The following is a 26,264-nucleotide window of genomic DNA, read 5'->3' as shown; positions in this document are numbered from 1 at the left end:
CGGCCTCCTCCCCCTGTAGTCCGAGTCGCTCACGTCGTCTGCGCACTGACCCGTGACGGGCGCTCTCGGCTGCCCTTTTCCCCTCCCCTTCCCCCGGATGCCCCCTGCCCAGAAACGGGAGCTGCCCCCTCATGTCCTCATCCTTCTCCTGGGACGAACCCGAAGGCCTCGCCGCGCGCGGCACGCTGATCGTGCTGGCCGGCCGGGGTGAACACGGCGCTGTGTACGAGCGGTTCGGCCGCCGCCTCGCCTTCGACGCCTACCGGGTCCGCGCGCTCGGCGACCCGACCACCGACCCGTCCGTGCTCGAACAGGCGGCGAAGCTGCTCGCCGACGAGTCGCTGCCCGGTCCGAAGGTGCTGGTCGGTTCGGACACGGGTGCGCGGTACGCCGCCCATCTCGCCGCCGAGCAGGAAGCAGGCGTCGACGCGCTGATCCTGGCCGGTCTGCCCACCGCCCGCTGGGCAGCGGGGAGTTGGGAGGCCGAAGTCGAGGCCCGCACCGCCTGCCCCACCCATCAGGGGCGCCTGACCGGTGACGCCGGTTTCCGGCGCGGCGCCCTCGACGAGAACCCCGACCTCCCCGAACTGCGCCTCGACCGCGTGCGCGTTCCCGTACTCGCCCTGCACGGCAAGGACGACACAGTGAGCCCCGTCGAGCGGGCGCTGGACGCGTACGCGGGGCACGCGGGTGTCCGGACGGTGACGTTCGACGGCGGACGGCACGACGTCCTCAACGACGCGCTGCACCGCACGGTCGCCGCGACCGTCGTGCTGTTCCTGGAGCGGCTGCGGCTGTCCCCCGAGCTGCCCGAGATCGCGGAGGGCCTGGCATGGGTGTGACGACAACGGTCCCGGAGCTGCGCACGCTGCTCGCCTCCGACGAGCCCCCCGTCGTGCTCGACGTCCGCTGGGCGCTGGGCGATCCGCGGGGACGCGACCACTACGCCGCGGGGCACATCCCGGGCGCGGTGTACGTAGATCTCGACACGGAACTGGCCGCGCCGCCGAGCCCGGAAGGCGGACGGCATCCGCTGCCGCGGGCCGAGGACCTGCAGGAAGCGGCCCGCAGGTGGGGCATCCGGCAGGGCCGACGGGTCGTGGTCCACGACGACTCGGGCAACACGGCGGCGGCCCGAGCCTGGTGGCTGCTGCGCCACGCCGGCCTGACCCGGGTGACGCTCCTCGACGGAGCGCTCGGCGCCTGGCGATCCGCCGGACTGCCCCTGGAGTCCGGCGTGCCGGCCGACCCACCGCCCGGGGACGTCGTACTGAACGAGGGCGCGCTGCCGACCGTCGACGCCGATGGCGCTGCCGAACTCGCCGTGTCCGGGCTGCTGTTGGACGCGCGGGCGGCCGAGCGGTACCGCGGCGAGGTGGAACCGGTGGACCCGCGGGCCGGGCACATCCCCGGTGCGGTCTGCGCGCCCACCGGCGAGAACCTCACGGCCGACGGGACCTTCCTGCCGCCCGAGGAGCTGCGCAAGCGGTTCGAGGACAAGGGGGCGGGCAGGGCCTCGCGCATCGGGGTGTACTGCGGCTCCGGAGTCACCGCCGCCCACCAGATCGCCGCGCTGGAGATCGCCGGTTTCGAGGCGGTGCTCTTCCCCGGCTCCTGGTCCGCCTGGTCAGCCGATCCCGCCCGCCCGGCCGCGACCGGTCCACTGCCGTCCTGACGAAGGAACCCCCGCCATGACGACGAAATCGCCGGCCACGGCGGTGCTGCCGCCGCAGGCCGCCGCCCCCGAGCCGCCCACCCCGGCTGCCCGTGTCACCCTGCGCGGCACCGCGAAGACCGGTCGCCGCCTCGCCGTCCCCCGTTCCGTACGCCGTTGCGCAGGCCCCGTCGGCCTCGTCCTGCTGTGGTTCCTGACCTCGGCCACCGGCCTCCTCCCCGAGTCCGTGCTGGCCTCCCCCGTGGACGTCGTGAAGCAGGCCGTCGAACTCACCGAGAGCGGCGAACTCCCCGGCGCCATCGCCGCGTCGGGCCGCCGCGCCGCCATCGGCTTCCTGATCGGCGCGTCCGTCGCCCTGACCCTGTCCCTGTCGGCCGGCCTGTTCCGGCTCGGCGAGGACGTCATCGACTCCTCGATGGGCATGTTCCGGGCGATCCCCTGGGTGGGTCTGATCCCGCTGTTCATCGTCTGGTTCGGCATCGAGGAGACCCCGAAGATCGCGCTGGTCGCGCTCGGTGTGACCTACCCGCTGTACTTCAACATCTACGCCGGCATCCGCTCCACCGACGCCCAACTCGTCGAGGCCGCACGGATGATGGGCCTGGGCAGGCTCGGGCTGATCAAGTACGTGATCCTGCCGAGCGCACTGCCCGGTGCCCTCGTGGGGCTCCGGTACGCGCTGTCCACCGCCTGGCTGGCGCTCGTCTTCGCCGAGCAGATCAACGCCGACGCGGGGCTCGGCTACCTGATGAGCAACGCCCAGCAGTACTTCCGTACGGACGTCATCGTGCTCTGCCTCGCCGTCTACGCGCTGCTGGGCCTGGCCTGCGACTTCGCCGTACGGATCCTGTCGCGGCGGCTGCTGACCTGGCGGGCCAACTTCGAGGGCGAGGTGTAGAGATGACCGACAGCGTAGAGCCGGCCAACAGTGTGGAGATCAGGGGCCTTTCGCGGGCCTTCGACGGCAGCACCGTTCTGCACGACCTCGATCTCGACATCCGCGAGGGCGAGTTCGTGGCCCTGCTCGGGCACAGCGGCTGCGGCAAGTCGACGCTGCTGCGGATCCTCGCCGGGCTCGACGACGAGATCGGCGGCGAGGTGACGGTGCCCGCGCGCCGCAGTGCCGCCTTCCAGTCGCCGCGGCTGCTGCCCTGGCTGAAGGTGTGGCGCAATGTCGTGCTCGGACTGCCGGGCCGCCCCGACCGGGCGCTCGCCGCGAAGGCGCTGGACGAGGTCGGCATCGCCGACCGGGCGACCGTCTGGCCGAAGACGCTCTCCGGCGGCCAGGCCCAGCGCGTCTCCCTGGCCAGGGCGCTGGTCCGCGAGCCCGAACTGCTCCTTCTGGACGAGCCGTTCGGTGCCCTCGACGCGCTGACCCGGGGCAGGGTGCAGCAGCTGGTCGCCGAGCTGTGGCAGCGGCACGGCTGCGCGATCCTCCTGGTCACCCATGACGTGGAGGAGGCGCTGCTGCTCGCCGACCGGGTGCTGGTGATGGACGAGGGCCGTATCGCCCACGAGCTCACCGTCGACCTGCCCCGTCCCCGCGGCCTGACCACCCCCGACTTCGTCACCCTGCGCGCCCGCCTCCTCGGCTGGCTCGGCGTCACCCGCACTCTGGAAGGAACCCCCTCGTGACTCGCAGACTCGCCACCGCCGCGCTGAGCCTCACCGCCCTGCTGGCGCTGACGGCCTGTGGCGCGGACGCCGCCGCGGACGCCTCCGCCGAGGGCGGCCAGGTCACGCTCACCATCGGCGACCAGGCCAAGACGCTCCAGACGATCGTCGCCGCCTCCGATGCCCTCAAGGGCGCCGACTACAAGGTGAAATGGGCCGAGTTCGAGGGCGCGGCCCCGCTGTACCAGGCCGTGCAGGCGGGTGCCGCCGACACCGGCTACTCCGCCGACCTGCCGGCGCTCCAGGCGCTCAGCGGTGGGGTGAAGGTCAAGAACGTCGCCGCCCTCAAGAACGACGGCAAGCATGTCGGCATCGTCGTCCGCGAGGACTCCGGCATCGACAGTGTGAAGGAGCTCAAGGGCCAGAAGGTCGTCGTCTCCTCGGCCAAGGGCAGCGTCTCGGAGTATCTGCTGGCCAACGTGCTGAAGCAGAACGGGCTCAGCTACCGGGACGTCGAGGTCCAGTACCTGCTGCCGACCGACGCGCAGGCCGCGTTCGCCTCCGGCAGGATCAAGGTCTGGGCGACCTTCGGTGTCTATCAGGCCGTCGGTCTGGAGCAGGGCGGCAAGCTCCTGGTCGACGGCGGGGACGGCCGGGTCAGCGGCATCGGTTTCATCAACGCCTCCGAGACAGCGCTCGCCGACTCGTCGAAGAAGGCCGCGCTCGCCGACTTCCTGGGGCGCCTCGGTACGGCCCTGCAGTGGACGAGCACCCACCAGGACGCCTACGCCGAGGCCATCGAGCAGCGCAACGGGGCCGACGCCTCCGTGGCCAGGACGCTGGCCTCCGCCGCGTACGGCAAGGTCCTGCCGATCACGCCGGACGTGAACCGGACGGTGCAGGGCGTCGCCGACCTGATGAACGGGATCGGCGTGCTGGACCCGAACGTCGACGTGGCGGAGTCGGCCGACACGTCCCTTCTCAAGTAGCCGCGCCCGTAAAGGAGTTGTGCACCATGCCTGTCGAATTCATCAGCGCCGTCCACACCGACGCGGGAGCGTCCGGTCCGGCCGCCGCGAGCCGCACCGGCCTGGACGTGGACCATCTGCGCAGGTACGCCCGCGCCCTGGACGACGGCGGCTTCGACCACACCCTGGTCGCCTACCACTCGGCCTCGCCGGACGCCTTCCAGATCGCCCAGTTCGTCGCCACCCACACCGAGCGGATCCGCCCGATCCTGGCCCATCGGCCGGGCGTCGTCTTCCCCACCCATGCCGCCCGCGCCCTCGCCACGCTGGACCGGATCAGCGACGGCCGGCTGAGCGTGCACATCATCTCCGGCGGCAGCGACGAGGAGCAGCACCGGGAGGGCGACTACCTGGGCAAGGCGGAGCGGTACGAGCGTTCGGACGAATACATCCAGATCCTCAGGAAGGTGTGGCAGGCCGACGGGCCCGTCTCGCACGCGGGCAAGTACTTCAGGTTCGAGGGCTACTACTCGGATGTGAAGCCGGTGCACGGCCTGGTCCCGATCTCGGTGGGCGGCTCCTCCCAGGACGCCTATCGGGTCGGCGGGCAGCAGGGCGACATCTTCGGGCTGTGGGGCGAGCCGCTGAAGGAGACGGCCGAGCAGATCGCCGCCGTGAACGCGGTCGCGGATGCCGCCGGGCGCCCCCGTCCCCGTATCTGGGTGTCGTTCCGCCCGATCATCGCGCCGACCGACGAACTGGCCTGGGAGAAGGCGCACCGCACGCTGGGCGTGCTCAAGGACCAGGCGAGGAACACCGAGTTGCTGCGCCACTACCGCACCACAGGGCGCCCGGCCAACGCCGGCTCGCAGCGGCTGCTGGACATCGCCGACCGGGGCGAGGTCCACGACCGCTGCCTGTGGACCGCGCCCGCGGTCGCCACCAACGCCGCCGGCGCCTCGACCGCGCTGGTCGGATCCCCCGAGACGGTGGCCAAGGCCCTGCTCGACTACGTCGACATCGGCTGCGACCTGCTGTCGATCCGCGGCTACGACCCCCTCAACGACGCGATCGACTACGCCCGTCACGTCCTGCCGCTGGTCCGGCAGGAACTCGCCCACCGCGCCACCACCCAAGCCGCCTGATGGAGATCCCGTGTTGTTCCCCCGCACCCTGCGCTCGTCCGCCGCCGCGCTCGCCCTGCTCCTGCCGTTCGCGGCGGCCTGCGGAACCGAGGCCGAGGCGAAGTCCGCGTCATCGGTGTCCGAGGTCACCTTGAGAGTCGGCGCCACCGGCTGGAAGGTCGAGGAGGCCGTCCTGAAGTACGCCGGCCTCGACGACACCCCGTACGAGGTGAAGTGGAGCCAGTTCCAGGGCGGTGACCAGCAGCTCCAGGCGATCCGGGCGGGGGCGCTGGACCTCGCGTCCTCCAGCGAGATCCTGCCGGTCTTCGCCGCCGCCGACGGCTCACCGAACTTCAAGGTCGTCGCCGTGCAGCGCGGGGCCACCCTCAACCAGGAGGTGGTCGTCCCCAAGGGCTCCAAGGTCACCGACATCGCCGGCCTGAAGGGCAAGAAGGTCGGCTACGTGCAGAACACCACCGCCCACTACTTCCTCTACGAGTTGCTGAAGCAGGCGGGCCTGAAGTGGTCCGACGTCGACGCCAAGCCGCTCCTGCCGAACGACGGCCTTGCCGCCCTCAACGGCGCCAGCATCGACGCCTTCGCCTCGTACGGCACGTCGATCATCACCGCCCACCAGCAGGGCGCGACCACGGTCGGCTCGGGCAAGGACATCCTGTCCGGCAACTTCCTGTGGTCGGCGCGGGACAGCGTGCTCAAGAGCCAGGAGCAGAAGGCGGCCGCGGCCGACCTCATCGCCCGGATCACGAAGGCCTACGCGTACGTCCGCGACGGTCACCTCAACGGCTTCGCCCAGATCACCGCCGACGCCACCCACCAGCCCCTCGCCCAGGCCAGGAAGGACCTCGTCGACGCCCAGGCGCAACGCCCGACACAGGCCCGCACGGTCGGCGACGACGCCATCGCCTCGCAGCAGAAGGTGGCCGACGTGTTCACCGGACTCGGGGCGCTGAAGGAGCACTTGGACGTGAAGTCGTTCTGGACCACCGACCTCAACGCCGACCTGAACGCCGACCTGAAGAAGGCCCTGTGACCGAGCGCATCGCCGAACTGGCCGCCGCGTACGACCGCTCGGCCGCCTTTCCCGCCGAGTCCCTCCGGATCGCGCACGAGGCGGGACTGCTCACCGCGACGATCGGCGAGCGGTACGGCGGCCGGGGCAGGGGCGTCGAGGAGACGGCCCGGATCCTGCACTCCCTCGGGCGGCTGGCCCCGTCCGTCGCGCTGATCACGGCGATGACGTTGAACTCCCATGCCCGGCAGGCCGCGCAGCCGCACTGGCCCGAGGAGCTGTACGCGCGCGTGGTCAAGGAGTCGTTCGCGCGCCCTGTGCTCGTCAACCACGCGCGCGTGGAGCCCGACTTGGGCTCGCCTGCGCGGGGCGGCCTGCCTGCTACCCGAGCCCGTCGCACGGCCGACGGCTGGGCGGTCAGCGGCACCAAGCGGTTCGTGACCGGCGCCGAGGGGCTGGACTGGTTCCTGGTGTGGGCGCACACCGACGAACCGGAGCCGCGTGTGGGCACCTTCCTGGTGCCCGGCGGCTCCCTGGGCATCGAGATCACGGGCCGCTGGGACCAGTTGGGGCTGCGGGCCAGCGGCAGCCACGACATGACGTTCCACGAGGTGGAGGTCCCGTGCGAGCACGTCATCGGGCTCGGCCCGTACGGTGCGGCCGCCGAACAGGACAACCGGATGGGCGCCGCCCTCCATGTCCCGCTGGCCGCCCTCTACTTGGGCGTGGCCCGAGCCGCACAGGCGTACTTCCACACCTTCGCCCACGCGCGCGTGCCCGCCAACCTCGGCCATCCGGTGGCCCGTACGGAACGCTTCCGGCGGGCGGCCGGGGAGATCGAGGTGCTGCTCGCGGCCGCGGAGCAGCTGGTCTTCGACGGTGCCGCGAAGCTCGACGCCGACGACGCCTCGTACACCCCGGAACAGGCCCTCGGCGCGCGCGTGCTGGCTGACCGGCACGCAGTGCGGGCCGTGGAGCTGGCCGTACGGCTGCTGGGCAATCCCGGGCTGGCCCGCGGCAACCCGCTGGAGCGGCATTTCCGCGACATCCAGTGCGCGCCGGTGCACGCGCCCCAGGAGGACGTCTCCCTGCTCGCGATCGGAACGAAGGCACTCACCCCATGACGGCAGCACCCGAGACGACCGTGTCCGCCCGGTTCCTGGGCCTGCTGGCCCGGGATCTGCCGCCCGACCGGCTGACCACCGACCCGGCCGCCCTGGCGGCGCACGCCACCGACCGCTCCGGCACCCGGCCGAGCGGCGAGCCGCTGGCCGTCGTGCACGCCCGGCGCACGCAGGACGTGACGGTGACGCTGCGGCACGCGCACGAGCTGCGAGTGCCGGTGGTGCCGCGCGGTGCGGGCACCGGCCTGTCCGGCGGGGCGACGGCGCCGGAAGGCTCCCTCGTCCTGGACCTGTCCGGGATGAACCGTGTCCTGGAACTGTCGGTGGACGACCAGCTCGCCGTCGTCGAACCCGGTGTGATCACCGCCGCGCTGGACCGGGCGGCGGGCGAGCACGGGCTGCGGTACGCGCCCGACCCGGCGAGCGCGGCCCTGTCCACGATCGGCGGGAACATCGCGACCAACGCGGGCGGACTGCGGTGCGCGAAGTACGGGGTGACCCGGGACAGCGTGCTGGGCCTGGAGGCGGTGCTCGCCGACGGGACGGTGCTCAGGACCGGCCGCCGTACCGTCAAGGGCGTCACCGGCTACGACCTCACCGCCCTGCTCACCGGCTCGGAGGGCACCCTCGCGGTGATCACCTCGGCGACTCTGCGGCTGCGTCCGGTGCCGGTGGCGACGGCCACCGTCGCCGCGTACTTCCCCTCCTTCGAGGCGGCCGCCGCGGCCTCGTACGCGATCGGCCGGGCCGGTGTCGAGCCCGCGCTGGCGGAGCTCGTCGACGGCCCCGTGCTGCGAGCCGTCGACCCGGCGCTGCGGGAGCGGGGGGCGGCGCTGCTGGTCGTGCAGTGCGACGGCGCGGGCGCGGCGGCGGAGGCCGCGGTGGTCGCGCGGCTGCTGGCCCCCCTGGCGGCGACCGTCGAGACCACCGAGGACCCCGCGGAGGCGGAGGCCCTGCTCACCGCCCGCAGGCTCGCCCTGCCGGCGCTGGAGCGGCTGGGGCGCCCGCTGATCGAGGACATCGCGGTTCCGCGCTCCCGCCTCGCGGAGGCGGTGCGGGAGATCTCAGCGATCTCCGTACGCCATGACGTGCCCGTCTTCACCCTCGCGCACGCGGCGGACGGGAACCTGCACCCGATCATCGTCGTGGACCCGTCCCTGGACCGGCTGCCCGACGCGGCGTGGGAGGCGGCGGGCGAGATCTTCGCGCTGGCGCTGCGGCTCGGCGGGACGCTGACCGGGGAGCACGGGGTGGGTGTGCTGAAGCGGCAGTGGGTGGCCGAGGAGCTCGGACCCGCGGCCCATGCCGTGCAGCGGCGGCTGAAGGAGGCGTTCGATCCGCGCGGGATCCTCAATCCCGGAAAGGCGCTGTGAGCGCGCGAAGGGGATGAGCGGCTTCGGTGCCGCACATCCCCTTCGCGTCGTGGTCCGGCGCTACGGCCGCGCCAGCAGGGTCCGTACGCCCTCCGACGTCAGAGTCAGGGGGTGCGCGGAGCCGGCGTCTATGGTCAGGGCCAGGTCGTCGGCCGGCCACTGCGAGGCGAGTGCGCCCAGCGGTACCAGGCGGTAGCGGGAGACGAAGGGCAGCAGCTCGGCCATCGCGGGCTCGGAGGTGAACACGGGGACGACCGGCTCGCCGCCCGCCCTCTCGATGACCGGCAGCGCCACGGCGCCGGGGTCGGTGGCGTCCTGCTCGGCGTCGTCCGGGACGGGGACGAGCACGTCGCTGCTCGCGAGCGTGTCCATCGCCGCCTTGTCCTCGGTGTTGTCGGCCAGCGCGTCCAGCGCCCGCCGGGCCGGTGTGGCGGTGTTGTCGTTCGCGGGTGTTTCCATGGCAGATCCCCTGGTAGCGGCGGTCGGGCGGTCCTGCTCGCGTACCCGATCCGGACCAGAGCATTCCTCTGTCTGACCAGGGGATCTCTTCTCAGGGAATCAACGGGATGTGCTCGGACGGAAGCCCCAGGCGGTCGCAGCCGACCCGGCGGGCGAGGGGTTCGGCCATGCTGGGGCCGACGTGGGTCCAGTACGTGGCCGCGTCCCGGAAGTAGCGCTGCATCCGCTCGCCGTCGCGCGCGTGCCGGGAGCCGGCCGTGCGGAAGAGGGTGCCCTGGAGGACGTCCCATGTCATGCGGCCCGCGTTCAGGAACATGAGCGCGAGGCGGTTGTCCTCGGCGATGGTGAAGGGGGCGTTGCCGGTGGCGTTGCGCCGGCAGGTCTCCATCCAGTCCTCGGCGGTGCGCTGCAGTGCCGCCTCGGCCGTGTGGATCACGCCGAGGGCCTCGCCGAGGTGCCGCTGATAGTCGTGGAGTTCGGCGCGGGTGCGGTCGGGTTCCAGGGTGAGGGGGCGGCCGGCGACGGCACGGGCGTACTCGTCGGCGGCGGCGTACGCGGTGCCGATCATGATGGCGGCCAGTTCGCCGTGGAAGAAGCTCGGCGCCCGGCCCGCGTACATGGGGTTGCCGTGCAGCTCGGAGCCGACGCTGCCGCCTTCGACGGGCAGGTCGAGCAGGCTCGCCTCGCGGGTGAGGTGCGCGGGGATGCGGGCCTGTTCCATGTGGATGCTGTTGGAGCCGCTGCCGCGCAGGCCGAGGACGCCGTGCCAGTCGTCGAGCACGGTCCACACCGAGCGCGGGGCGACGAACAGTACCGGCGGTCCGGGCGGGGCGCCGGGGTGCTCGGGGGCGCGCAGGGTCTGGCCGACGTAGTGGGTGGAGTAGGGGGCGCCCGAGGAGTAGGGCCAGGTGCCGTCGAGGACGACATGGCCGTCGCCGTCCGGTTGGGCGACGCCGATGGGCGCGACCGAGGATGCGGCGCGGAAGTCGCCGTCGGCGCCGAAGATCTCGTCCTGCGCCTTCTCCCCGAAGAGCGTGGCGACCTGGAGGACGTGGGCGGCGGTGAGCGACAGGGCCCAGCCGGTGGAGGGGCAGCCGCGGGCGATCTCGGTGACGACCCTGTAGAAGGTGGGCAGGCCGAACTCGTAGCCGCCGTACCGGCGCGGCTGCAGGATCCGGTAGAAGCCGGCCCGCAGGAAGTCGTCGTGGGTGTCCTTGGGGTAGTGCGTCAGCCGTTCGGTCTCCGGCTGGCGTTCGAGCAGCACGGGCCGCAGGTGCACGGCGCGTTCGACGAGGTCGCGTTCGGTCAGACCGGGCTCGGGAGCGGCGATCACGATGCCTCCTGACGTGTGGGGCCGTCCGTTCGTGCCGTGTTGCGTGACGCGATAGGAGTGATTGAACACGGCAACCGCCAGGGCGGTACCGACCGGATATCGCCAAGTGCCGGGACCGCGGGCGAACAGTCGTAGCCTGAAGAGGTAGGGACAGGCTCCCGCCCACGTGGGCGCGGGAGGCGGCGATGCGATACGACGACCGCAGGGCGGCTGGACTGCTGCTGGCCGAGGCGCTTCAGGGGCTGCGTGGCCAGGATGTGGTGGTGCTCGGGCTGCCGCGGGGCGGGGTGCCCGTGGCGGCCGAGGTGGCCCGGCGTCTCGGCGCCCCGCTGGATGTGCTGGTGGTGCGCAAGCTGGGCGTGCCCGAGCAGCCGGAGTGGGGTTTCGGGGCGATCGGTGAGCACGGGGTCCGCGTCCTCAACCAGGACGTGATCGGCGAGGCCGGGCTGGGTTCCGCCGAGCAGGCGGCCGTCGAGGCGGCCGAGCGGGCCGAGCTGGAACGGCGCGTGCTCAGTTACCGGCGAGGGCGGGACGCGCTGCCGGTGGCCGGCCGTACGGCCGTCGTGGTGGACGACGGGCTCGCCACCGGGGCCACGGCCGAGGCCGCCTGCCGGGTCGTACGAGGTCAGGGCGCGGTTCGGGTCGTGCTCGCCGTGCCCGTCGGTCCTGAGCACAGCGTCGCCCGGCTGCGGCAGGTGGCCGACGACGTCGTCTGCCCGCAGACCCACGAGGTCCTCGGCTCTGTGGGTGCCTGGTACCGGGATTTCGCCCAGGTCTCGGACGCCGAGGTCACGTCCCTGCTCGCGCAGGCCGCCCGGTCGATGCCCGACTCCCCCGCCGCAGCCACGCCTCCGAACCGTGAGGTGCTGATCCCGGCCGCCGGAGCACAGCTGGGCGCCCGCCTGGTCGTTCCGGAGGGGGCGGCGGTCGCCGTGGCGTTCGCGCACGGCAGTGGCAGCGGCCGGCACAGCCCGCGCAACCGGTACGTCGCCACCGCCCTCAACCGCGTGGGCCTGGCCACCCTGCTGCTGGACCTGCTCACCGACGACGAGGCGCACGACCGGCACAACGTCTTCGACATCCTCCTGCTCGCCCGGCGCCTGCACGCCGCGTCCGTGTGGCTGCGCCGGGAATCCGGTCTGCCGGTCGCCTACTTCGGGGCCAGCACCGGAGCCGCCGCCGCGCTGGAGGCGGCCGCGCTGTCCGGCTCCGAGATCCTCTCGGTCGTCTCCCGCGGGGGCCGCCCGGACCTGGCAACTCCGGCGGCGCTGACGCGTGTTCGGGCGCCGACCCTGCTCATCGTCGGCAGTCGCGACACGCAGGTGCTCAGCCTCAACCGCCTCGCCGCCGACCGGATGCACTGCGAGCACCGGATCGCCGTCGTCCCGGGCGCCACGCACCTCTTCGAGGAACCGGGCACCCTCACCACCGTCGCCGAACTGGCCCGCGACTGGTTCACCACGCATCTCGACCGGCCCACCGCGGGGACGCCCCGTCGTTCCGCCTAGGGCCTGTCGTTTGGATCATGCCGGCGTCGCGGGACGCTGGTTCTCGGCCGCCCGGAGGGCCTGGTTCCGTCAATCCCCGGGCTCATGGAGATTACGTGGAGAGCGTCTGTTTAAACTTCCACCATCTGCACGGAGAGGGACCTCCACGTGAGCGAACCGAACGGCCCTGTCTGCCCCGAGTGCGGCACCCCGCGGGCAACGGACGGCACACCGGCCTGCTCGTGCGGCCGCCTCGCGTCCGACGCCCATCGCCAGACGCGCACGGCTGAGGCGGCGGCCGCGGAGGACTTCGATCCGGTGCGGATACGGCCGTTCGTGGAGCTCGGTGGCAGCTCGGGGGAGGACGGAGATCCGGACGACCCGCCCATCATCTCCTCGACGGCGACGCCTGCCGTCGACCCCGGCCCCTGCGACGTACCCCCACTCGGCGAAGACGAACGGCAGCCGGCGGACGCGCAGACCCCGGCGAGCACCCGGCGCGGACGCCGCACCCTCGTGATCACCGGGGCGGGCGCCGCGCTGGCCGTCCTGCTGACGGGAGCGTTCGTCAGCGGCCTCTTCACGTACGACAACCCCGCGCGGGACGGGTCGCTGCCCGACGGTGTGCGGGCGCCCCTGCCCGACGGTTCGGCCCCGGAGGACAACTCCCCCGGGGAGCAGTCGGACGGCACGTCCTCCGCGGCGGCGCCCGTGAGCCCGACCGTGTCGCCGAGTACGCCCCCGACGGGCGGCTCGGACGATCCGAACCCCTCCACCACGCCGACCGGCACCCCGTCCGGTCCCGGCACCACCGCGAGTGCTTCCCCGACCTCCGGGCCGAGCGCCCCGCAGGACGCAGCCCCGGTCCTCCGACTCGGCGACCAGGGGCCGGAAGTCACCGAACTCCAGCTCCGCCTGCGCCAGATCGGCCACTACGGCGGAGACATCGACGGCGACTACGACCGCGAGGTCGAGAGCGCGGTACGCACGTACCAGCTCACCCGCGTCATCCTCGGCGACGAGTCCGGCGTGTACGGCACGGCGACCCGGAAGTCACTCGAATCCGAGACCTCTGAGCCGTGATGTCCGAGCCGTGATGTCCGAGCCGAGATTCAAGGCAGGGCCCGGCACGGAAGCGCTCGCTCCTCGGCTTCACCGCCCCCGTCCGACACCCGGTACACGGACGCGCCCGGAGCCCGGGACACGGTCTCCGTGAGCCGGCCGTCCGTGAAGAGGGCGCCGGTGCCGTCATCGAGGGCCCATCCGGCGGGCAGGGCGCCCGTCGCCACGGCGGTCCGGTAGGAAGGGCGGCGCCCGGATTCGCTGTCGTAGTGCGGGCACACCGAACCCGGTAGCAGGCCCAGGCCGTCCGGCAGGAAGGTGAGCGGGCCGAAGGAGTCGGTGTGCGAGCTCTCGGCCCAGCAGTTGGCACCTGCGCTGATACCGCACATCAAGGTTCCCCGGTCGTAGGCCTCCCGCAGCACGCGGTCCACGCCGTGCGCGCGCCACACAGCGAGGAGGTTGGCGGTGTTGCCGCCGCCCACGTAGACGACGTCCTGAGCGAGCACGAACGCCCGCAGCGCGTCGTCGTCGAGCCTCCTGTCGAACAGCCGCAGGACGGAGGGCTCGCAGTTCGGCCGGTGGCGGAACGCGGCGAGGAACTTCTCGATGTACGCGGGGGCGTCACCGCTGGCGGTGGGCAGGAAGCAGACCTTGGGGCGCGGTGTACGCGCATGCCCCAGCACCCAGTCGTCCAGCAGGCCGTCCTCGTCGGTGGAGAAACCTCCACCGAGGAGGGCCAGCCGATGCGGGTGGCTCACGTCGTCCCCTCCAGCAGCTCGGCGACCGTCGTCACCCGGATCAACGGCCGGTACAGGTCCAGCACCTGCAACGCCTTGGCGTGCGTGTCGTCGTCCGCGCCCGCGCAGGCGTCGGCGACGACCAGCACCTCGACACCCGCGTCGGCGGCCGCCAGGGCGGTCGACAGGACGCAGCAGTCGGTGCTGACACCGGCCAGGACCAGGCGGCCCTCCGAGGTGGTGCGTCGGGCCAGTTCCGGGGTCCATTTGCCGAAGGTGGTGGCGTCCAGTACGTGCTGTGCCTGATCCACGAACTCGTCCGTCAGCTGCCAGAGTTGGGCCTGCGGAGGCTGCAGGGCGAAGGAGTTCTGCTCGTAATACGCCCGCCATGCGCCTTCCGGTTCGCCGGGTGCCACGAAACGGGTGAACGTGACCCGGTCCCCGAAGGCCGGCAGCAGGCGCCGTACGCCTGCCGCCGCTTCGGCGAATCTCGGGGAGGCCCATGGGCTGTCGGGGTCGGCGAAGACGCGCTGCATGTCGATGACGGCGAGCCACCCGGTGGTCATACGGTCGCGCCCTCGTCCGCCGCCGGGCTCGGCGCCTGCGCCTCCTGTTCCCGGACGCGTCCGCGCCGCAGCACCAGCGTGCCGAGGAAGCCGAGCGCGAGGGCCGCCAGGACTCCGAGGTTGGCGTAGGCCCAGGCGCCGGACCTTCCGCCGAGGCCCAGTGGGCCGAGCAGATAGCCCTGCCACTCCAGCCAGTCCGCCGCCGAATTGGTGACCAGGCCCCAGCCGAGGGCGGTGGCGCCGAGGGTCAGGAGCAGCGGGGTGAGCGGTACGTCGCCGTAGCGGCCGGTCGGGCGGTAGAGGTCGGGCTCGTCGTAGTCGCCGCGGCGCAGGGTCAGGTCGGCGAGCATGATGCCGCACCAGGCAGCGATGGGAACGCCGAGGGTGGTGAGGAAGCCCATGAACGGGCCGAGGAAGTCGTCGGCGACGAACACGATGTAGATCGAGCCCGCGATCATCAGTACGCCGTCGACCAGCGCGGCGACGTAGCGGGGCACGCGCAGGCCCGCCGAGAGCAGGGCGAGTCCGGAGGAGTAGATGTCGAGGACCGCGCCGCCGACGAGGCCGAGGACGGCGACGACGGCGAACGGGACCAGGAACCAGGTCGGCAGGATCGTCGTCAGCGCGCCGATGGGGTCCGCGGCGACGGCCGCGCTGAGTTCGCCGGAGGAGCCGGCCAGCAGGAGGCCGAAGACCAGCAGGACCAGCGGCGCCAGTGACGCGCCGAACGCGGTCCAGCCGATCACACCCCGGCTCGACGCGGTGCGCGGCAGATAACGGGAGTAGTCGGCGGCCGCGTTCACCCAGCCGAGGCCGAACCCGGTCATCATGAAGACGAGTGCGCCGATGAACTCCTGGGCGGAGCCCGCCGGTACGGCGCTGACGGCGGACCAGTGGACGTGGTCGGCGACGAGGGCGACGTACACGACGGTGAGCACGCCCGTGACCACGGTGATCACGGTCTGCAGCCGCATGATCAGATCGAATCCCATGACACCGACGACGACGGTCAACACTCCGACCAGGACGAGGGCGATCGCCTTGGTCTCGGTGCCGCCGCCCCAGCCGAGCCGGCCGAACACGGTCGCGGTGGCCATGGTGGCCAAGGCGCACAGCACGGTCTCCCAGCCGACGGTGAGGACCCAGGAGATCACCGACGGCAGGCGGTTGCCGCGCACACCGTAGGCGGCGCGGCCGAGCACCATCGTCGGCGCGGAGCCGCGCTTTCCGGCGACGGCGACGAACCCGCACAGCAGGAACGAGAAGACGATCCCGACGACTCCGGCGACCAGCGCCTGCCAGAACGAGATCCCGAAGCCGAGCGCGAAGGCACCGTAACTCAGGCCCAGGATGGACACGTTGGCCCCGAACCAGGGCCAGAACAGGGTGCGGGGGGTGCCTTTGCGTTCGGCGTCGGCGATCACGTCGAGGCCGTGGGTCTCCACCTGGAGCTTTCGGCCCGGGGAGTGGTCGTCGAGTGGGTCCGGGGATGTGATCACCCCGGCATCGTCGCACCGCTCACTCCGCCGGGGAAGACGGAGGCCGATCAGCGGTCGCCGAGCCGGTGGGTACCCGGGCTCAGCCCAGCTTCTTCAGCAGTTCGACGGCGAGCGGGGCGGAGGAGGCGGGGTTCTGGCCGGTGACCAGGTTGCGGTCGACGACGACGTTCGGGACCCACGGCTCGCCCACCTGGACCTGCACGCCGGCCTCGGTGAGCCGGTCCTGCAGCAGCCACTTGGCCTTGTCGGCGAGGCCGGCCTGGGTCTCCTCGGTGTTGGTGAACGCGGCCACCCGGTAGCCGGCGAAGGTGTTGGTGCCGTCGCCCTTGGCGGCGGCGAGCAGCGCGGCCGGGGCGTGGCAGACGACGCCCAGCGGCTTGCCGGACTCCAGGGCGAGGGTCAGCAGCTTGCCGGAGTCGGCGTCGACCGCCAGGTCCTCCATCGGGCCGTGACCGCCGGGGTAGAACACGGCGGCGTAGTCGTCGAGGTTCACGTCCTCCAGCCGGATCGGCTCCCGCAGCTCCGTCATCGCGGCGAGTACGGCGGCGACCCGGTCGGCGTTCTCCTGACCGCCGTTGACCTCGGCCGCGAGGCTGCCCTGGTCGACGGGGGGTACGACGCCGCCCGGCGAGGCCACGACGACCTCGTGGCCTGCGGCCTTGAACGCCTCGTACGGGGCTGCCGCCTCCTCGGCCCAGAAGCCGGTGGGGTGCTTGGTGCCGTCGGCCAGCGTCCAGTGGTCGGCGCCGGTCATCACGAACAGGATCTTCGACATGGGGTGCTCTCTCGAGAGGATCAGTACGTCGTTGCCCCGACCGTACGCATGTCCTGCCATTGGAATCCAATAGGCTCACGCATATGAGACATAAGGATTCCAATAACGATTCCCGTGGGGAGGCGGAGAGCGTCCAGCCCAGCGGCGTGGCGCAAGTGGACCTGAACCTGTTGCGCACGTTCCTGGCCGTGTACCGCACCGGCTCCTTCACCGCCGCCGCCCGTCTGCTGGGCCTGTCCCAGCCGACGGTCACCACACAGATCCGCACGCTGGAGCGGCAGCTGGACCGGGAACTGTTCCAGCGTCTGGCGCGCGGCGTCACCCCGGCTCCCTACGCGGACGAGCTCGCCTCCCGGATCGTCGAGCCGCTGGACGCCCTCGCCACCGTCACGGGGCCGGGCGGTTCCCCCGACGTCCACCAGCCGGAGCCGGTGCATCTCGCCGGTCCGGCCGAGCTGCTGACCCACCGCGTCATGCCCGCCCTCACACCCCTGGTCGACAAGGGCGTACGGCTGCGCATCACCCCCGGCCTGACCGAGCCGCTCCTGGAGGAGCTGCGGGCGGGCCGCTACGACCTGGTGCTCTCGACCTACCGGCCCCGCGGTCGCACCCTGGCCTCCATCCCGATGACGGACGAGGAGTTCGTGCTGGTCGCGGCTCCCGCCTGGGCGGAGCGCATCGGCGGACCGGCGCGGATCGCGGCGGACGGGCCCGCCGCGCTGCACGGCGTGCCGCTGATCGCCTACGCCGAGGACGTGCCGATCGTGCGCCGATACTGGCGTCATGCCTTCGGCAGGCGCCTGGTGCGGCACCCGGCGGTCACCATGCCCGACCTGAACGCGGTCAAGGCCGCGGTGGCGGGCGGCACGGGGTTCAGCGTGCTCCCCCGCTACCTGTGCACCGCCGAGCTGGCCTCGGGCGCGCTGGTCCTGCTGCACGACCCGGACGATCCGCCCATCAACACCGGCTTCCTCGTCCAGCGCCCGGGCTCGTCCGGCAACCCGCATGTCGCCCTGGTCCGCGACCACCTGCTGGAGACGCTCCGCGACCGGTGACTCCCCGGTCATCGTCGCCGGGGGGAGTAGAGCCCGGCGGCCACCTCGGCGGCACCCCGGCCCGGCGGCCGTACCCTTCTGCGCGCCTGGGCCGAACCCTTCAGCGCGCCCGCGCGTCGCCGGTCACAGGCCCGCGGTGCCCCCCGGGCCGGCGCCGGGTCTCAGCGCCTGGGTGTGCAGTGCCAGCAGGGCCTCGAACCGGAAGCGCGGGTCCCCGAGCCGGTCGCCGAACAGCGCCTCCAGGCGGCGCAGTCGCTTGCGGGCCGTCTGCGGATGAATGCCCAGCGCCTGCGCCACCTCGGGAGCCGTACGTCCCCAGGACATCAGCAGGGCGTCCAGGGTCTCGGCGAGCCGGTCTGCCCTTCCCCGGGGCAGGTCCGCGAAGACGCCCAGCACCCGCCGACCGAGCAACTGCCCGATGGGGGCGCCCCGGAGCAGGTGCAGGTCCGCCAGTTCGTCGTCGACGTGCAGGAAAGCCCCGTCGTCGCCCGGTTCGGTGGGCAGTTCCGCACGACGGTCGAGGGCGAGCCGGGCGCACTGCAGGGACAGCCAGGCCTCATCGGTGGGCACGGCCGGGCCGACGACGGCGACACGGCCCCGGGCGGCGCCCCGCACCCGTTCGATCAGGCCGCTCGTCGCCGGCTCGGGCACGATCAGGACGAGGTCACTCCCCCGGTTGACGGAGAGCAGTTCGCTGTCCGCGCCGGGCACGGAGAAACGCCCCGCCGACCGCACCACCACACACGCGACGGCACCCGGCAGCGCCCAGCGGGCACGCTCGGCCAACGGTCCCAACGGTCCCAACGGTCCCAGCGGTGCGCGCTCCTGCCCTCTCGGCTGCTCCAACAGCCGCTCCACCAGAGTCCGGCGGGCACGCTTCACCTCGCCCTCCGAGCGCAACTGTGCGGCCAGGAAGCCTTTCACCGCCTCGTTCGACAGTGCGTTGATGTGGATCAGCACGGCTTCGTGCAGCGTCAGGACGGTCTCGGGCGGCAGCGACGCCTCCTGCACGATCTCGGCGTACCGCCGACTGCCCACCCGCGCTCCGACCCGGAAGGCGGCCTGGAGACCGTCCGTCGTACGGCCGTTGAGGAACTCGACACGGCCCAGGTGCCGGAAGTGCCGGATGTGATGGTCCTGCGGGCTGTCGGGGTGCTCGGTCAGCTCGGTGAACTGCCGCACGGCCCGGCGGATCGACTCGGTCAGGTCGCGGCCGACGGCGGAGTCGAGCGAGCGGCGGTAGCCGGGCACCTCGTCGCGGATGGCCTGGGTCATGTCGGTGACGATGCTGTCGACCCTGGAGCGGATCAACGCGGCCAGCGCCGGGGGCAGTTCGTGCCAGGGGTGACGTGTGAACGTCTCTGCCTGCGACGCCATCGCGGTGACTCCCCCTCCCAGAAAGGTGTCACACCCATGACACCTTTCCCCTCTCCCTCGCACCTTCGCTGGTACGTCTCCCTCGGGCGACGCAAGTGTGGATCCGACGTTACGCGCCAGTAGCTTCCGTGTCTCGTCCTTGTGACACGCACCCCACGACAGCCAGGCAGAGGAGACTCCCTCATGCGCACCCGCAGACTCCGGCGCACCCCGCGCCGACGCCTTCTGGCCTCGTCCTTGGCCGGGCTCACCGCGGCCGTCTGTCTCGGCGTGGCCGGCGTCGACCGGTCCCAGGCGACGCCGGACACGCGCGACGCCGAGCCGGTGACGGCGGCCGATCCGGTCGGCCCGCCCCAGAACGACTTCCCGTCGGCCCTCGCGTACTCCCTCGCCCACCCCACGGCCGTACCGACCGGCGCCAACGACTTCACCTGCCGCCCCGGCGCCGCGCATCCGCGTCCCGTCGTCCTCGTGCACGGCACCATGGAGAACCGCTACGACAACTGGGCTGCGCTGGCTCCGCTGCTCAAGGAGGCCGGGTACTGCGTCTTCGCCCTCAACCACGGCGGCAGTTCCGGCGCCCTGCTCGGCACCGGCGACATGGCCGCCTCGGCCCGGCAGCTGGCGGACTTCGTCGACCGGGTGCGGGCCGCCACCGGTGCCGTGAAGGTCGACCTGGTCGGGCACTCGCAGGGCGGCATGATGCCGCGCTACTACATCAAGAACTTGGGCGGCGCGGCCGAGGTGGACAAGCTCGTCGCCCTGACCCCGTCCAACCACGGCACCACGTTCTCGGGCCTCGGCCTCCTCGCGCTGGCGTTCCCCGGCGGCGACGAACTCCTCGGTGTGAGCTGCAAGGCGTGCGAGCAGCAGCTCATCGGCTCGGACTTCCTCCGGGATTTGAACGCGGGCGGCGAGACCGACCCGGACATCACCTACACGGTGATCACCACCCGGTACGACGAGGTCGTCACCCCGTACATCTCGGCCTATCTCGACGCCGCCCCGAACGTCACCAACATCAAGCTCCAGGACCGCTGCCCGGCCGAGTTCACCGAGCACGTCGACATCAGCTACAACGACCTGGCCACGCGCCTCGTCCTCAACGCCCTCGACCCGGCCCACGCCCAGCGCCCCATCTGCTGACGCGCGCGATCCTGTGGCCGCACGGAACGCGCGGATCGCCCCGCGCGGCCACAGGGAGCGTTCAGTACTTCTTCGCGCCCGCGACGATCGCCTCGCGGATGCGGTGGTAGGTCCCGCAGCGGCAGACGTTGCGGATCTCGTCGAGGTCGGCCTCGGTGATCTCACGGCCCTCCTCGCGGGCCTGGCGGACCTTGGCGACGGCGGTCATGATCTGGCCGGGCTGGCAGTAGCCGCACTGGGCCACGTCGTACTCCAGCCAGGCCTCCTGCATGGGGTGGAGCTCCTTGCCGACCGTGGCGGGCAGGCCCTCGATGGTGGTGACCTCGTCGGTGGGGCGCAGGTCCTGCACGGGGACCGAGCAGGGGTTGAAGGCCTTGCCGTTGATGTGGCTCGTGCAGGCCTGGCAGACGCCGAGGCCGCAGCCGTACTTCGGTCCGGTGACGCCCAGGACGTCCCGCAGCACCCACAGCAGCCGTACGTCGTCCTCGATGTCCACGGTCACGGACTCGCCGTTGAGGATGAAGGTGTGTTCGGGCACGGTGGCTCCTAGAAGGCGCGGCTCAGGCCGTCGGTCGGGGACGCGGGGATCGGCGGGGTGGTGGGCAGCGGCTCGAAGCCGAGCGGTTCGCCGTGGTTGAGGGGGAACGTCGTCGGCATCGTGCCCGTCGCGCGTCCGTAGGCGCAGGCCACGGCCGCCATCGCGCCCGCGACGGCCAACTCGCCCGCGCCGCCGGGCGTTTCGGTGGTCGGCGGCATGACCACGATCTCCAGCTCCGGTGGGGTGTTCCACTGGCGGGTGTAGAAGTAGTTGTCCCAACTGCCTTCCAGGAAGTGCCCGCCCGCGAGGTGCAGCCCGGAGCTGAGCGTGATCGCGATGCCGTCCATGGTGCCGCCCATCATCTGGGCCTGCAGGCCGCGCGGGTTGACGGCCAGCCCCACGTCCACGGCGCAGACGACCTTGGTGACGCGCGGCCCGGTGCACGCGTCGGGGATCTCCCGTCCGGTGGTCTCCGGGCGGCAGTCGATCTCCGCGAGGACGGCGACGTACGCGTGGTACTCGGGGTGGATCGCGATGCCCTGCGCCGTCCCGTCCGGCATGTCGCGGCCCCACTCCCCCACCTCGGCGACCTTGTCGAGGACGGCCCGTGCCCGCTCGTCCTTGAGGAAGGCGCGGCGCAACCGGTAGGGGTCCTTGCCCATGCGCTTGGCCAGCTCGTCCACCACCAGCTCCTGTGCGCACCGCACGTTGGGCGAGTAGATGTTGCGCATGGAGCCGGTGTGGAAGCGCTTGTCGGTCTCGCTGAGGAGCTGGGTGACGACGCCGAAGTTGTACGGGGTCTGCTGGGTGAGCGTGAAGATCGTCTCGGAGAAGGTGAGGTCCCCGACGGGCAGCCGCGCGGCCTCGGCGGTGATGATCTCGCCGACGCCGTGGCCGAAGTCGGTGGCCACGGAGGTGTGGCGCTGGTCGTAGGTGAGCACCTGGCCGAGCGCGTAGGTGGCGCGCACCCGGGAGGTGGACATGGGGTGGGTGCGGCCCTGGCGGAAGTCGTCGGTGCGGTGCCACATCAGCTTGACGGGCTTGCCCATCGCCTTCGAGATCTCGGCGGCCTCGGCGGCGGCGTCGTGGAAGAGCTTGCGGCCGAACGAGCCGCCGCCCTCCGTCACATGGACCTTGACCGCCGTCACCGGGAGGCCGAGCTTGAGCGCGATCTCCTCCTGGGCGACGATCGGGGTCTTCAGACTCGCCCAGATCTCGGCCGAGTCCTCGCGTACGTCGGCGATGGCGCAGTTGGTCTCCAGCGCGCTGTTGCTGGCGAAGTGGAAGGTGAAGCGGGCGTCGACCGACTTGGTCAGCAAGTCGAGGGCGGGGAGGGGGAGTTCGGCCTTGCGGAGTTCGGAGCGGATGGAGTCGTCGGAGGCGTCCTCCGCCGTTCCCGGCTGCCAGGTGACCTCCAGCGCGCGTACCGCGTCGATGCACTGGCCGAAGGTGCGGCCGCGCACGGCGACTCCGGTGGGGATGCGGACGGCGTCGGTGATGCCGGGCATGGCCCGCACCTCGTCCAGGTTGCTCACCGAGCCGACGGTGCCGTTGATCGTCGGCGGCCGGCACACCATGGTCGGCAGCGCGTCCGGCACGTGCACGTCCATGGCGAACTTCTTGCGGCCGGTGACCGCCGCCAGCGCGTCGACGCGGCTCCGCGCGGTGCCGATGACCTTGAAGTCGGCGGGCTCCTTGAGGGTGACGGAGACCTGGCCGGTGGCCACCGAGGCGGCCTTCTCGGCGAGTTCGCCGTAGGAGAGGCTCTTGCCGGTCACGGTCGAGGTGATGACCCCCGCCTTCGCGGTCAGGGTGTCGAGGGCCTCCCCCAGTTCGAGCGCGGCGGCCCTCAGCAGCCGGCCCCGGGCCACGGCGGCCGCGACGCGGATCGGGGTGAACGTGGAGATGGTGGTGTTGGAGCCGCCGGTGACCTGGTTGAACAGCAGTTCGGGCCGTGCGTCGGCGAGCGTGACGCGGATCTTCTCCAGGGGCAGGTCCAGTTCCTCGGCGATGAGCATGGCGCTGGAGGTGGTGATGCCCTGGCCGACCTCGGCGCGTGGCAGGGCGAAGGAGGCCGTGCCGTCGGTGTCGAGGCGGATGGTGATCAGGTTCGCCGTGGGGAGCGCGGCGTGGGTGAGCATGTCGTTGAGGTCGTAGATCTCGGCCGGGCCCGGTACGGAAGGGACGGCCGCGGCCGCCTCCGTGGGCGCGAGGGCCGCCTCGCCGAGCGGGGCGGCCACGGTCAGCGTCGAGGCGGCGACCACGTACCCCAGGAATCTGCGCCGGCCGATGCCGTCCGGGGCGGTGGCGGATGGGATCTCCGGCCGCTGGGGACGGTGGTGAGCTGCCATCGACTGTCCTCCCGGCGACGTGCCATGCGCCGATGCATGGCGGATCTTGACTGTGCACGGCCCGCACGCGTTGCGGAAGATCCCTGCCGCACTTCATCACGCAACACCCACAACACGCCTCTCCTGTGCACCGCCAGGCGGGCCAGGCTGCGGCGGGCCGGCACCCGGAGAACCCCTCACGCGGCATCGGCGTGGCCAGCCCGAGGGCGGTGGTCTTGCCCGTCGCGACGCGCGCACGGAGGCGGCGGCCGCGGAGGACTTCGATCCTGTGCGGACAGGGCCGTTCGTGGAGCTGGGTGACGACTCCGCGGAGCGGGACCGGGATGGCGCCGAAGTTTCCCGCAGCCTCCAAAGGACTTGGCGGACATGGACGGCATGCCTACCGCGGACGACACACCCACCCCCCCCGGCCGCCACGGCGGAGGCGCCCGCCGAGGTGCCCCTCCCCGACACGGACACCGACGCCGACGCCGACGCCCCGACAGGACCCCGGAAGAGGAACCGCACTCTTCTGATCACCGGCGCGGGCGCCACCCTGGCCGCACTGCTGACGGGCGCCTTCCTCGGCGGGCTGTTCGCCTACGACAGTCCCTCGCGGGACGGTTCCCCGCCGGAGGGCGTGCGGGCGCGCGTGCCGGAGGGGGCGTCCCAGGCCGGCGCCGCGTCCGTGGATCCGCCCCGGGTGGCCACCTCCGCACCGCCGTCAAAGAGCCCGACGTCGTCGCCGAGTACGACGCCACCCGACAACTCCGCTCTCCCGACCGGCGCCTCCGCCACCCCGACGGCGGCCCCATCCGGCGCGGGCCCGACCACCAGCGCCGCCCCCGAGCCGAGCGACGGGAAAAGACAGCCTCCGGTCCTGCGCCTCGGCGACCAAGGGCCGGAAGCCACCGAACTCCAGCTGCGCCTGCGCCAGATCGGCTTCTACGGCGGAGCCGTCGACTGCGACTACGACCGCGAGGTCGAGGTCGAGGGCGCGGTACGCGCCTACCAGCTCACCCGTGTCGTCCTCGGCGACGGGTCGGGCGTCTACGGCAGGGCGACCCGGGCGTCGCTGGAATGCGAGACCCCGGAGCCGTGAGCTTGAAGACATAGGCGCCCAGTTCCAGTGTGACGCCCGACTCCAGCGTCGCCACATACGCCGACTGCCGCCTAATACACGCGGCCGAAGAATTCGGGTTCTGACCGAACCGCCCGCCTATCGCCGGACCAGTCAGTCACCAGGGAAGTGAGCCGCACGGTAGCAAGCACACGCTCCCCGTCCGGCACCACCCCCGCCTTCGCCCGCGCACACGCCTCCCGTTCAGAGGGCGAATTGGAAGAGCGTGACAAGGTTGATGTGGACGCCGCCGCGGTGTGATGTGCGCCTCAGTGGTCAATCGCCCGTCGGCAGAGGAAGACCGGAACTTCCAACGTCGCACGCGAGCACCGATGTTCCCCCCTTAGAGGGTCCAACCCTTCGCGAAAACAGGGCCGTTCACCCTACCGAACACCCGGCCAACACGCCGAGGCGAGCGCACGAGACAGGGATGACCCAGAGGACACACTACCTGCGCGTATGCGACCTCGAGCAGGTGCCGCACGCACGCCCTGTGGGTGCCTGCCGCCGACCCGCCGAGGCCGCCCGCACGCTCGGTGCGGCTCGTGAAATGCGTCACGCGCAAGGAAATACAAATTACCGGCCAGTCGGTACGCGAAGCCGGATCGACCCCATTCGAGCAGCGCGAGGGCGATCGACAGCAGTCCACGGTGGCATAGCGGAATTCCGTCAAGGGCTGACGGGAAATTGAAATCTGTTCAATAGTTCGCCGCAATCCCGAGGGGGCGGCGTGGGTGAATGGTGAACATTTGATGAACTCCGCGACCCGGCGGTCGCATTACCTTCGCCACACGCGCACCCCCCCCCACCCGCCACACAAACCATGGAACGACGCGCCCCTGAGCCCAACGGGAGGCGTAGACAGCCTTGTCGACCTGCCGAATTACTAAATCTTTGCTTGACCGGCGCATCCCCGTGCTTTAGAAGTAAAGCAACTTTTGCGCATGCGCCGACACACGTACATTGCGCTCCCATGACCGGGGGACCCGACGCGGCCCCGCCACACCCATTCAGCTTGTGAGGTACACGTCAATACAGGGTTTGTCCGGTGACCGAAGTGGCCGCTGGAAGGGAAAGGACCCGCGAGCGCGTGGGATTGGCACCACTCAGTATTGGAGCGTCTATGGCCAGTGTCCGATCTCTCGCGGTGCGCGCCGTCGCTGATGCGCGCCACCCGGTCGACGCAGGCTGGTCGGTATGGCCGCCCGCACGGTAGAGGCGCCGGTCGTCGGCGAACGGGGTGCGGTGATCAGCGTGGCCGTGCACGCCGGTGACCCGGTCAGCGGCGAGGGTGCCGTCGCCTGTCTGCGCTCCGTCCCGGGGATCACGCTGCTCCCGCCCGACCGCAGGTGCGAAGCCGACGTCCTGCTGGTCACGGTCCACCAGACCACCGAGGACATGGTCTGCTGGATGGAACGCGCCGCCACCGAGTCGACCAACCCCGACATGCGCATCGTGCTCGTCGCCGAGACCATCTCCGAACACCACCTGATGCGCGCGGTCACCAGCGGGCTGGTGGCCTTCCTGCCGCGCGAGGAGGCCAACCGGGACCGTGTGGTGAAGACCATCCGGGACAGCAGGCGCGACCGCGCGCTCGTCCCCGAGCAGATGGTCGGCTGGCTGCTCGAACAGGTCCGCACGATCCAGCGCACCGTGCTGGTGCCCAACGGCCTGACCGTCGGCGGTCTGCAGGAGCGGGAGGTCGAGGTGCTGCGGCTGCTCGCCGACGGCCTGGACACCGTGGAGATAGCGCAGCAGCTCAACTACTCGGAGCGGACCATCAAGAACATCGTCAGCGGCATGCTGACCCGGCTGAACCTGCGCAACCGCTCGCACGCGGTCGCCTACGCGATGCGCTGCGGAGCGCTGTGA

The 26,264-nt window shown here is 71.8% G+C and carries 24 protein-coding genes; 15 read left to right on the top strand and 9 right to left on the bottom strand.

The features are described from left to right. Positions 1-131 precede the first annotated feature (131 nt). The 9 genes from PBV52_RS47060 to PBV52_RS47020 are packed head-to-tail and all read left to right on the top strand — an operon-like array spanning position 132 to position 8,908. Entirely contained in the window at positions 132-842 is a 711-nt protein-coding gene (locus PBV52_RS47060; protein ID WP_274247958.1) for an alpha/beta hydrolase, read from the top strand. Beyond that, the gene (locus tag PBV52_RS47055; RefSeq protein WP_274247955.1) at positions 833-1,675 is read left to right on the top strand and encodes a sulfurtransferase; all 843 of its coding nucleotides are present in this window, start codon (positions 833-835) and stop codon (positions 1,673-1,675) included. The genes PBV52_RS47060 and PBV52_RS47055 overlap by 10 nt, the downstream gene beginning before the upstream one ends. A 16-nt stretch (positions 1,676-1,691) precedes the next feature. Further along, entirely contained in the window at positions 1,692-2,573 is an 882-nt protein-coding gene (locus tag PBV52_RS47050) for an ABC transporter permease (RefSeq protein ID WP_274247954.1), read from the top strand. A 2-nt stretch (positions 2,574-2,575) separates the two neighbouring features. Further along, positions 2,576-3,310 (top strand): ABC transporter ATP-binding protein, encoded by a 735-nt coding sequence (locus tag PBV52_RS47045; protein ID WP_274247952.1) that lies wholly within the window; start codon positions 2,576-2,578, stop codon positions 3,308-3,310. Then, positions 3,307-4,278: an ABC transporter substrate-binding protein gene (locus tag PBV52_RS47040; RefSeq protein WP_274247951.1), complete on the top strand. Its 972-nt coding sequence runs from the start codon at positions 3,307-3,309 to the stop codon at positions 4,276-4,278. Before PBV52_RS47045 ends, PBV52_RS47040 begins: the two co-directional genes overlap by 4 nt. 26 nt (positions 4,279-4,304) lie before the next feature. Continuing rightward, positions 4,305-5,402: an LLM class flavin-dependent oxidoreductase gene (locus PBV52_RS47035; RefSeq protein ID WP_274247948.1), complete on the top strand. Its 1,098-nt coding sequence runs from the start codon at positions 4,305-4,307 to the stop codon at positions 5,400-5,402. Positions 5,403-5,412: 10 nt separating this feature from the next. Then, the gene (locus PBV52_RS47030) at positions 5,413-6,432 is read left to right on the top strand and encodes an ABC transporter substrate-binding protein (protein ID WP_274247945.1); all 1,020 of its coding nucleotides are present in this window, start codon (positions 5,413-5,415) and stop codon (positions 6,430-6,432) included. After that, positions 6,429-7,535 carry an acyl-CoA dehydrogenase family protein gene (locus tag PBV52_RS47025; RefSeq protein ID WP_274247943.1) on the top strand — a complete coding sequence of 369 codons (1,107 nt, stop codon included), beginning with the start codon at positions 6,429-6,431 and terminating at the stop codon, positions 7,533-7,535. Before PBV52_RS47030 ends, PBV52_RS47025 begins: the two co-directional genes overlap by 4 nt. Further along, positions 7,532-8,908: an FAD-binding oxidoreductase gene (locus PBV52_RS47020; RefSeq protein ID WP_274247941.1), complete on the top strand. Its 1,377-nt coding sequence runs from the start codon at positions 7,532-7,534 to the stop codon at positions 8,906-8,908. Before PBV52_RS47025 ends, PBV52_RS47020 begins: the two co-directional genes overlap by 4 nt. A gap of 60 nt (positions 8,909-8,968) precedes the next feature. On the opposite strand, the gene PBV52_RS47015 is transcribed toward PBV52_RS47020, so the two are convergent. Then, positions 8,969-9,367 (bottom strand): SseB family protein, encoded by a 399-nt coding sequence (locus PBV52_RS47015; protein WP_274247939.1) that lies wholly within the window; start codon positions 9,365-9,367, stop codon positions 8,969-8,971. A 91-nt stretch (positions 9,368-9,458) separates the two neighbouring features. After that, complete coding sequence (locus PBV52_RS47010; RefSeq protein WP_274247936.1) at positions 9,459-10,700, bottom strand: acyl-CoA dehydrogenase family protein; 1,242 nt, start codon at positions 10,698-10,700, stop codon at positions 9,459-9,461. Positions 10,701-10,885: 185 nt separating this feature from the next. Here PBV52_RS47010 and PBV52_RS47005 point away from each other — a divergent pair, with 185 nt between their 5' ends. Together PBV52_RS47005 and PBV52_RS47000 are read left to right on the top strand one after the other, a co-directional pair. Further along, complete coding sequence (locus tag PBV52_RS47005; protein WP_274247934.1) at positions 10,886-12,208, top strand: phosphoribosyltransferase family protein; 1,323 nt, start codon at positions 10,886-10,888, stop codon at positions 12,206-12,208. A gap of 147 nt (positions 12,209-12,355) precedes the next feature. Beyond that, entirely contained in the window at positions 12,356-13,270 is a 915-nt protein-coding gene (locus tag PBV52_RS47000) for a peptidoglycan-binding protein (RefSeq protein WP_274247931.1), read from the top strand. Between the two features lie 29 nt (positions 13,271-13,299). Here PBV52_RS47000 and PBV52_RS46995 read toward each other — a convergent pair whose 3' ends face one another. From PBV52_RS46995 to PBV52_RS46980, 4 genes are all read right to left on the bottom strand, one after another. After that, a complete protein-coding gene (locus PBV52_RS46995; RefSeq protein WP_274247929.1) occupies positions 13,300-14,007 on the bottom strand; it encodes a peptidase E in 708 nt (235 codons plus the stop codon). After that, positions 14,004-14,552, bottom strand: coding sequence for a cysteine hydrolase family protein (locus PBV52_RS46990; RefSeq protein ID WP_274247927.1), 549 nt, complete (start codon positions 14,550-14,552; stop codon positions 14,004-14,006). The genes PBV52_RS46995 and PBV52_RS46990 overlap by 4 nt, the downstream gene beginning before the upstream one ends. After that, the gene (locus PBV52_RS46985) at positions 14,549-16,051 is read right to left on the bottom strand and encodes a cytosine permease (RefSeq protein ID WP_274247925.1); all 1,503 of its coding nucleotides are present in this window, start codon (positions 16,049-16,051) and stop codon (positions 14,549-14,551) included. The genes PBV52_RS46990 and PBV52_RS46985 overlap by 4 nt, the downstream gene beginning before the upstream one ends. Before the next feature lie 79 nt (positions 16,052-16,130). Continuing rightward, entirely contained in the window at positions 16,131-16,826 is a 696-nt protein-coding gene (locus PBV52_RS46980; RefSeq protein ID WP_274247922.1) for a type 1 glutamine amidotransferase domain-containing protein, read from the bottom strand. An 83-nt stretch (positions 16,827-16,909) separates the two neighbouring features. Here PBV52_RS46980 and PBV52_RS46975 point away from each other — a divergent pair, with 83 nt between their 5' ends. Continuing rightward, a complete protein-coding gene (locus tag PBV52_RS46975; protein ID WP_274247921.1) occupies positions 16,910-17,881 on the top strand; it encodes a LysR family transcriptional regulator in 972 nt (323 codons plus the stop codon). A 123-nt stretch (positions 17,882-18,004) separates the two neighbouring features. Here the strand turns inward: PBV52_RS46975 and PBV52_RS46970 are convergent, their stop codons facing one another. Next, entirely contained in the window at positions 18,005-19,258 is a 1,254-nt protein-coding gene (locus PBV52_RS46970) for a helix-turn-helix domain-containing protein (protein WP_274247920.1), read from the bottom strand. 183 nt (positions 19,259-19,441) lie between these two features. On the opposite strand from PBV52_RS46970, the gene PBV52_RS46965 reads away from it, so the two are divergent. Next, entirely contained in the window at positions 19,442-20,404 is a 963-nt protein-coding gene (locus PBV52_RS46965) for a triacylglycerol lipase (RefSeq protein ID WP_274247919.1), read from the top strand. 61 nt (positions 20,405-20,465) lie between these two features. Here PBV52_RS46965 and PBV52_RS46960 read toward each other — a convergent pair whose 3' ends face one another. Both PBV52_RS46960 and PBV52_RS46955 read right to left on the bottom strand, forming a co-directional pair. Next, a complete protein-coding gene (locus PBV52_RS46960) occupies positions 20,466-20,942 on the bottom strand; it encodes a (2Fe-2S)-binding protein (RefSeq protein WP_274247918.1) in 477 nt (158 codons plus the stop codon). Positions 20,943-20,950: 8 nt separating this feature from the next. Next, a complete protein-coding gene (locus PBV52_RS46955; RefSeq protein ID WP_274247915.1) occupies positions 20,951-23,293 on the bottom strand; it encodes a molybdopterin cofactor-binding domain-containing protein in 2,343 nt (780 codons plus the stop codon). Positions 23,294-23,729: 436 nt separating this feature from the next. On the opposite strand from PBV52_RS46955, the gene PBV52_RS46950 reads away from it, so the two are divergent. Together PBV52_RS46950 and PBV52_RS46945 are read left to right on the top strand one after the other, a co-directional pair. Next, on the top strand, positions 23,730-24,374 hold the full coding sequence (locus PBV52_RS46950) for a peptidoglycan-binding protein (RefSeq protein ID WP_274247914.1): 645 nt from the start codon (positions 23,730-23,732) through the stop codon (positions 24,372-24,374). Positions 24,375-25,589: 1,215 nt separating this feature from the next. Next, positions 25,590-26,264: a response regulator transcription factor gene (locus tag PBV52_RS46945; RefSeq protein ID WP_274247912.1), complete on the top strand. Its 675-nt coding sequence runs from the start codon at positions 25,590-25,592 to the stop codon at positions 26,262-26,264.

The organism is Streptomyces sp. T12, from assembly GCF_028736035.1.
GTDB lineage: Bacteria > Actinomycetota > Actinomycetes > Streptomycetales > Streptomycetaceae > Streptomyces.
The sequence above is the reverse complement of the archived record's forward strand: the minus strand, read 5'-3'. Positions and strand labels throughout refer to the sequence as shown.

What these genes read in the sequence shown, in the direction of transcription:
- PBV52_RS47060 (WP_274247958.1), top strand. Translation starts at nt 132, where the DNA reads ATGTCCTCATCCTTCTCCTGGGACGAACCCGAAGGCCTCGCCGCGCGC.
- PBV52_RS47055 (WP_274247955.1), top strand. Translation starts at nt 833, where the DNA reads ATGGGTGTGACGACAACGGTCCCGGAGCTGCGCACGCTGCTCGCCTCC.
- PBV52_RS47050 (WP_274247954.1), top strand. Translation starts at nt 1,692, where the DNA reads ATGACGACGAAATCGCCGGCCACGGCGGTGCTGCCGCCGCAGGCCGCC.
- PBV52_RS47045 (WP_274247952.1), top strand. Translation starts at nt 2,576, where the DNA reads ATGACCGACAGCGTAGAGCCGGCCAACAGTGTGGAGATCAGGGGCCTT.
- PBV52_RS47035 (WP_274247948.1), top strand. Translation starts at nt 4,305, where the DNA reads ATGCCTGTCGAATTCATCAGCGCCGTCCACACCGACGCGGGAGCGTCC.
- PBV52_RS47020 (WP_274247941.1), top strand. Translation starts at nt 7,532, where the DNA reads ATGACGGCAGCACCCGAGACGACCGTGTCCGCCCGGTTCCTGGGCCTG.
- PBV52_RS47015 (WP_274247939.1), bottom strand. Translation starts at nt 9,367, where the DNA reads ATGGAAACACCCGCGAACGACAACACCGCCACACCGGCCCGGCGGGCG.
- PBV52_RS47005 (WP_274247934.1), top strand. Translation starts at nt 10,886, where the DNA reads ATGCGATACGACGACCGCAGGGCGGCTGGACTGCTGCTGGCCGAGGCG.
- PBV52_RS46990 (WP_274247927.1), bottom strand. Translation starts at nt 14,552, where the DNA reads ATGACCACCGGGTGGCTCGCCGTCATCGACATGCAGCGCGTCTTCGCC.
- PBV52_RS46980 (WP_274247922.1), bottom strand. Translation starts at nt 16,826, where the DNA reads ATGTCGAAGATCCTGTTCGTGATGACCGGCGCCGACCACTGGACGCTG.
- PBV52_RS46975 (WP_274247921.1), top strand. Translation starts at nt 16,910, where the DNA reads ATGAGACATAAGGATTCCAATAACGATTCCCGTGGGGAGGCGGAGAGC.
- PBV52_RS46970 (WP_274247920.1), bottom strand. Translation starts at nt 19,258, where the DNA reads ATGGCGTCGCAGGCAGAGACGTTCACACGTCACCCCTGGCACGAACTG.
- PBV52_RS46965 (WP_274247919.1), top strand. Translation starts at nt 19,442, where the DNA reads ATGCGCACCCGCAGACTCCGGCGCACCCCGCGCCGACGCCTTCTGGCC.
- PBV52_RS46955 (WP_274247915.1), bottom strand. Translation starts at nt 23,293, where the DNA reads ATGGCAGCTCACCACCGTCCCCAGCGGCCGGAGATCCCATCCGCCACC.
- PBV52_RS46945 (WP_274247912.1), top strand. Translation starts at nt 25,590, where the DNA reads ATGGCCGCCCGCACGGTAGAGGCGCCGGTCGTCGGCGAACGGGGTGCG.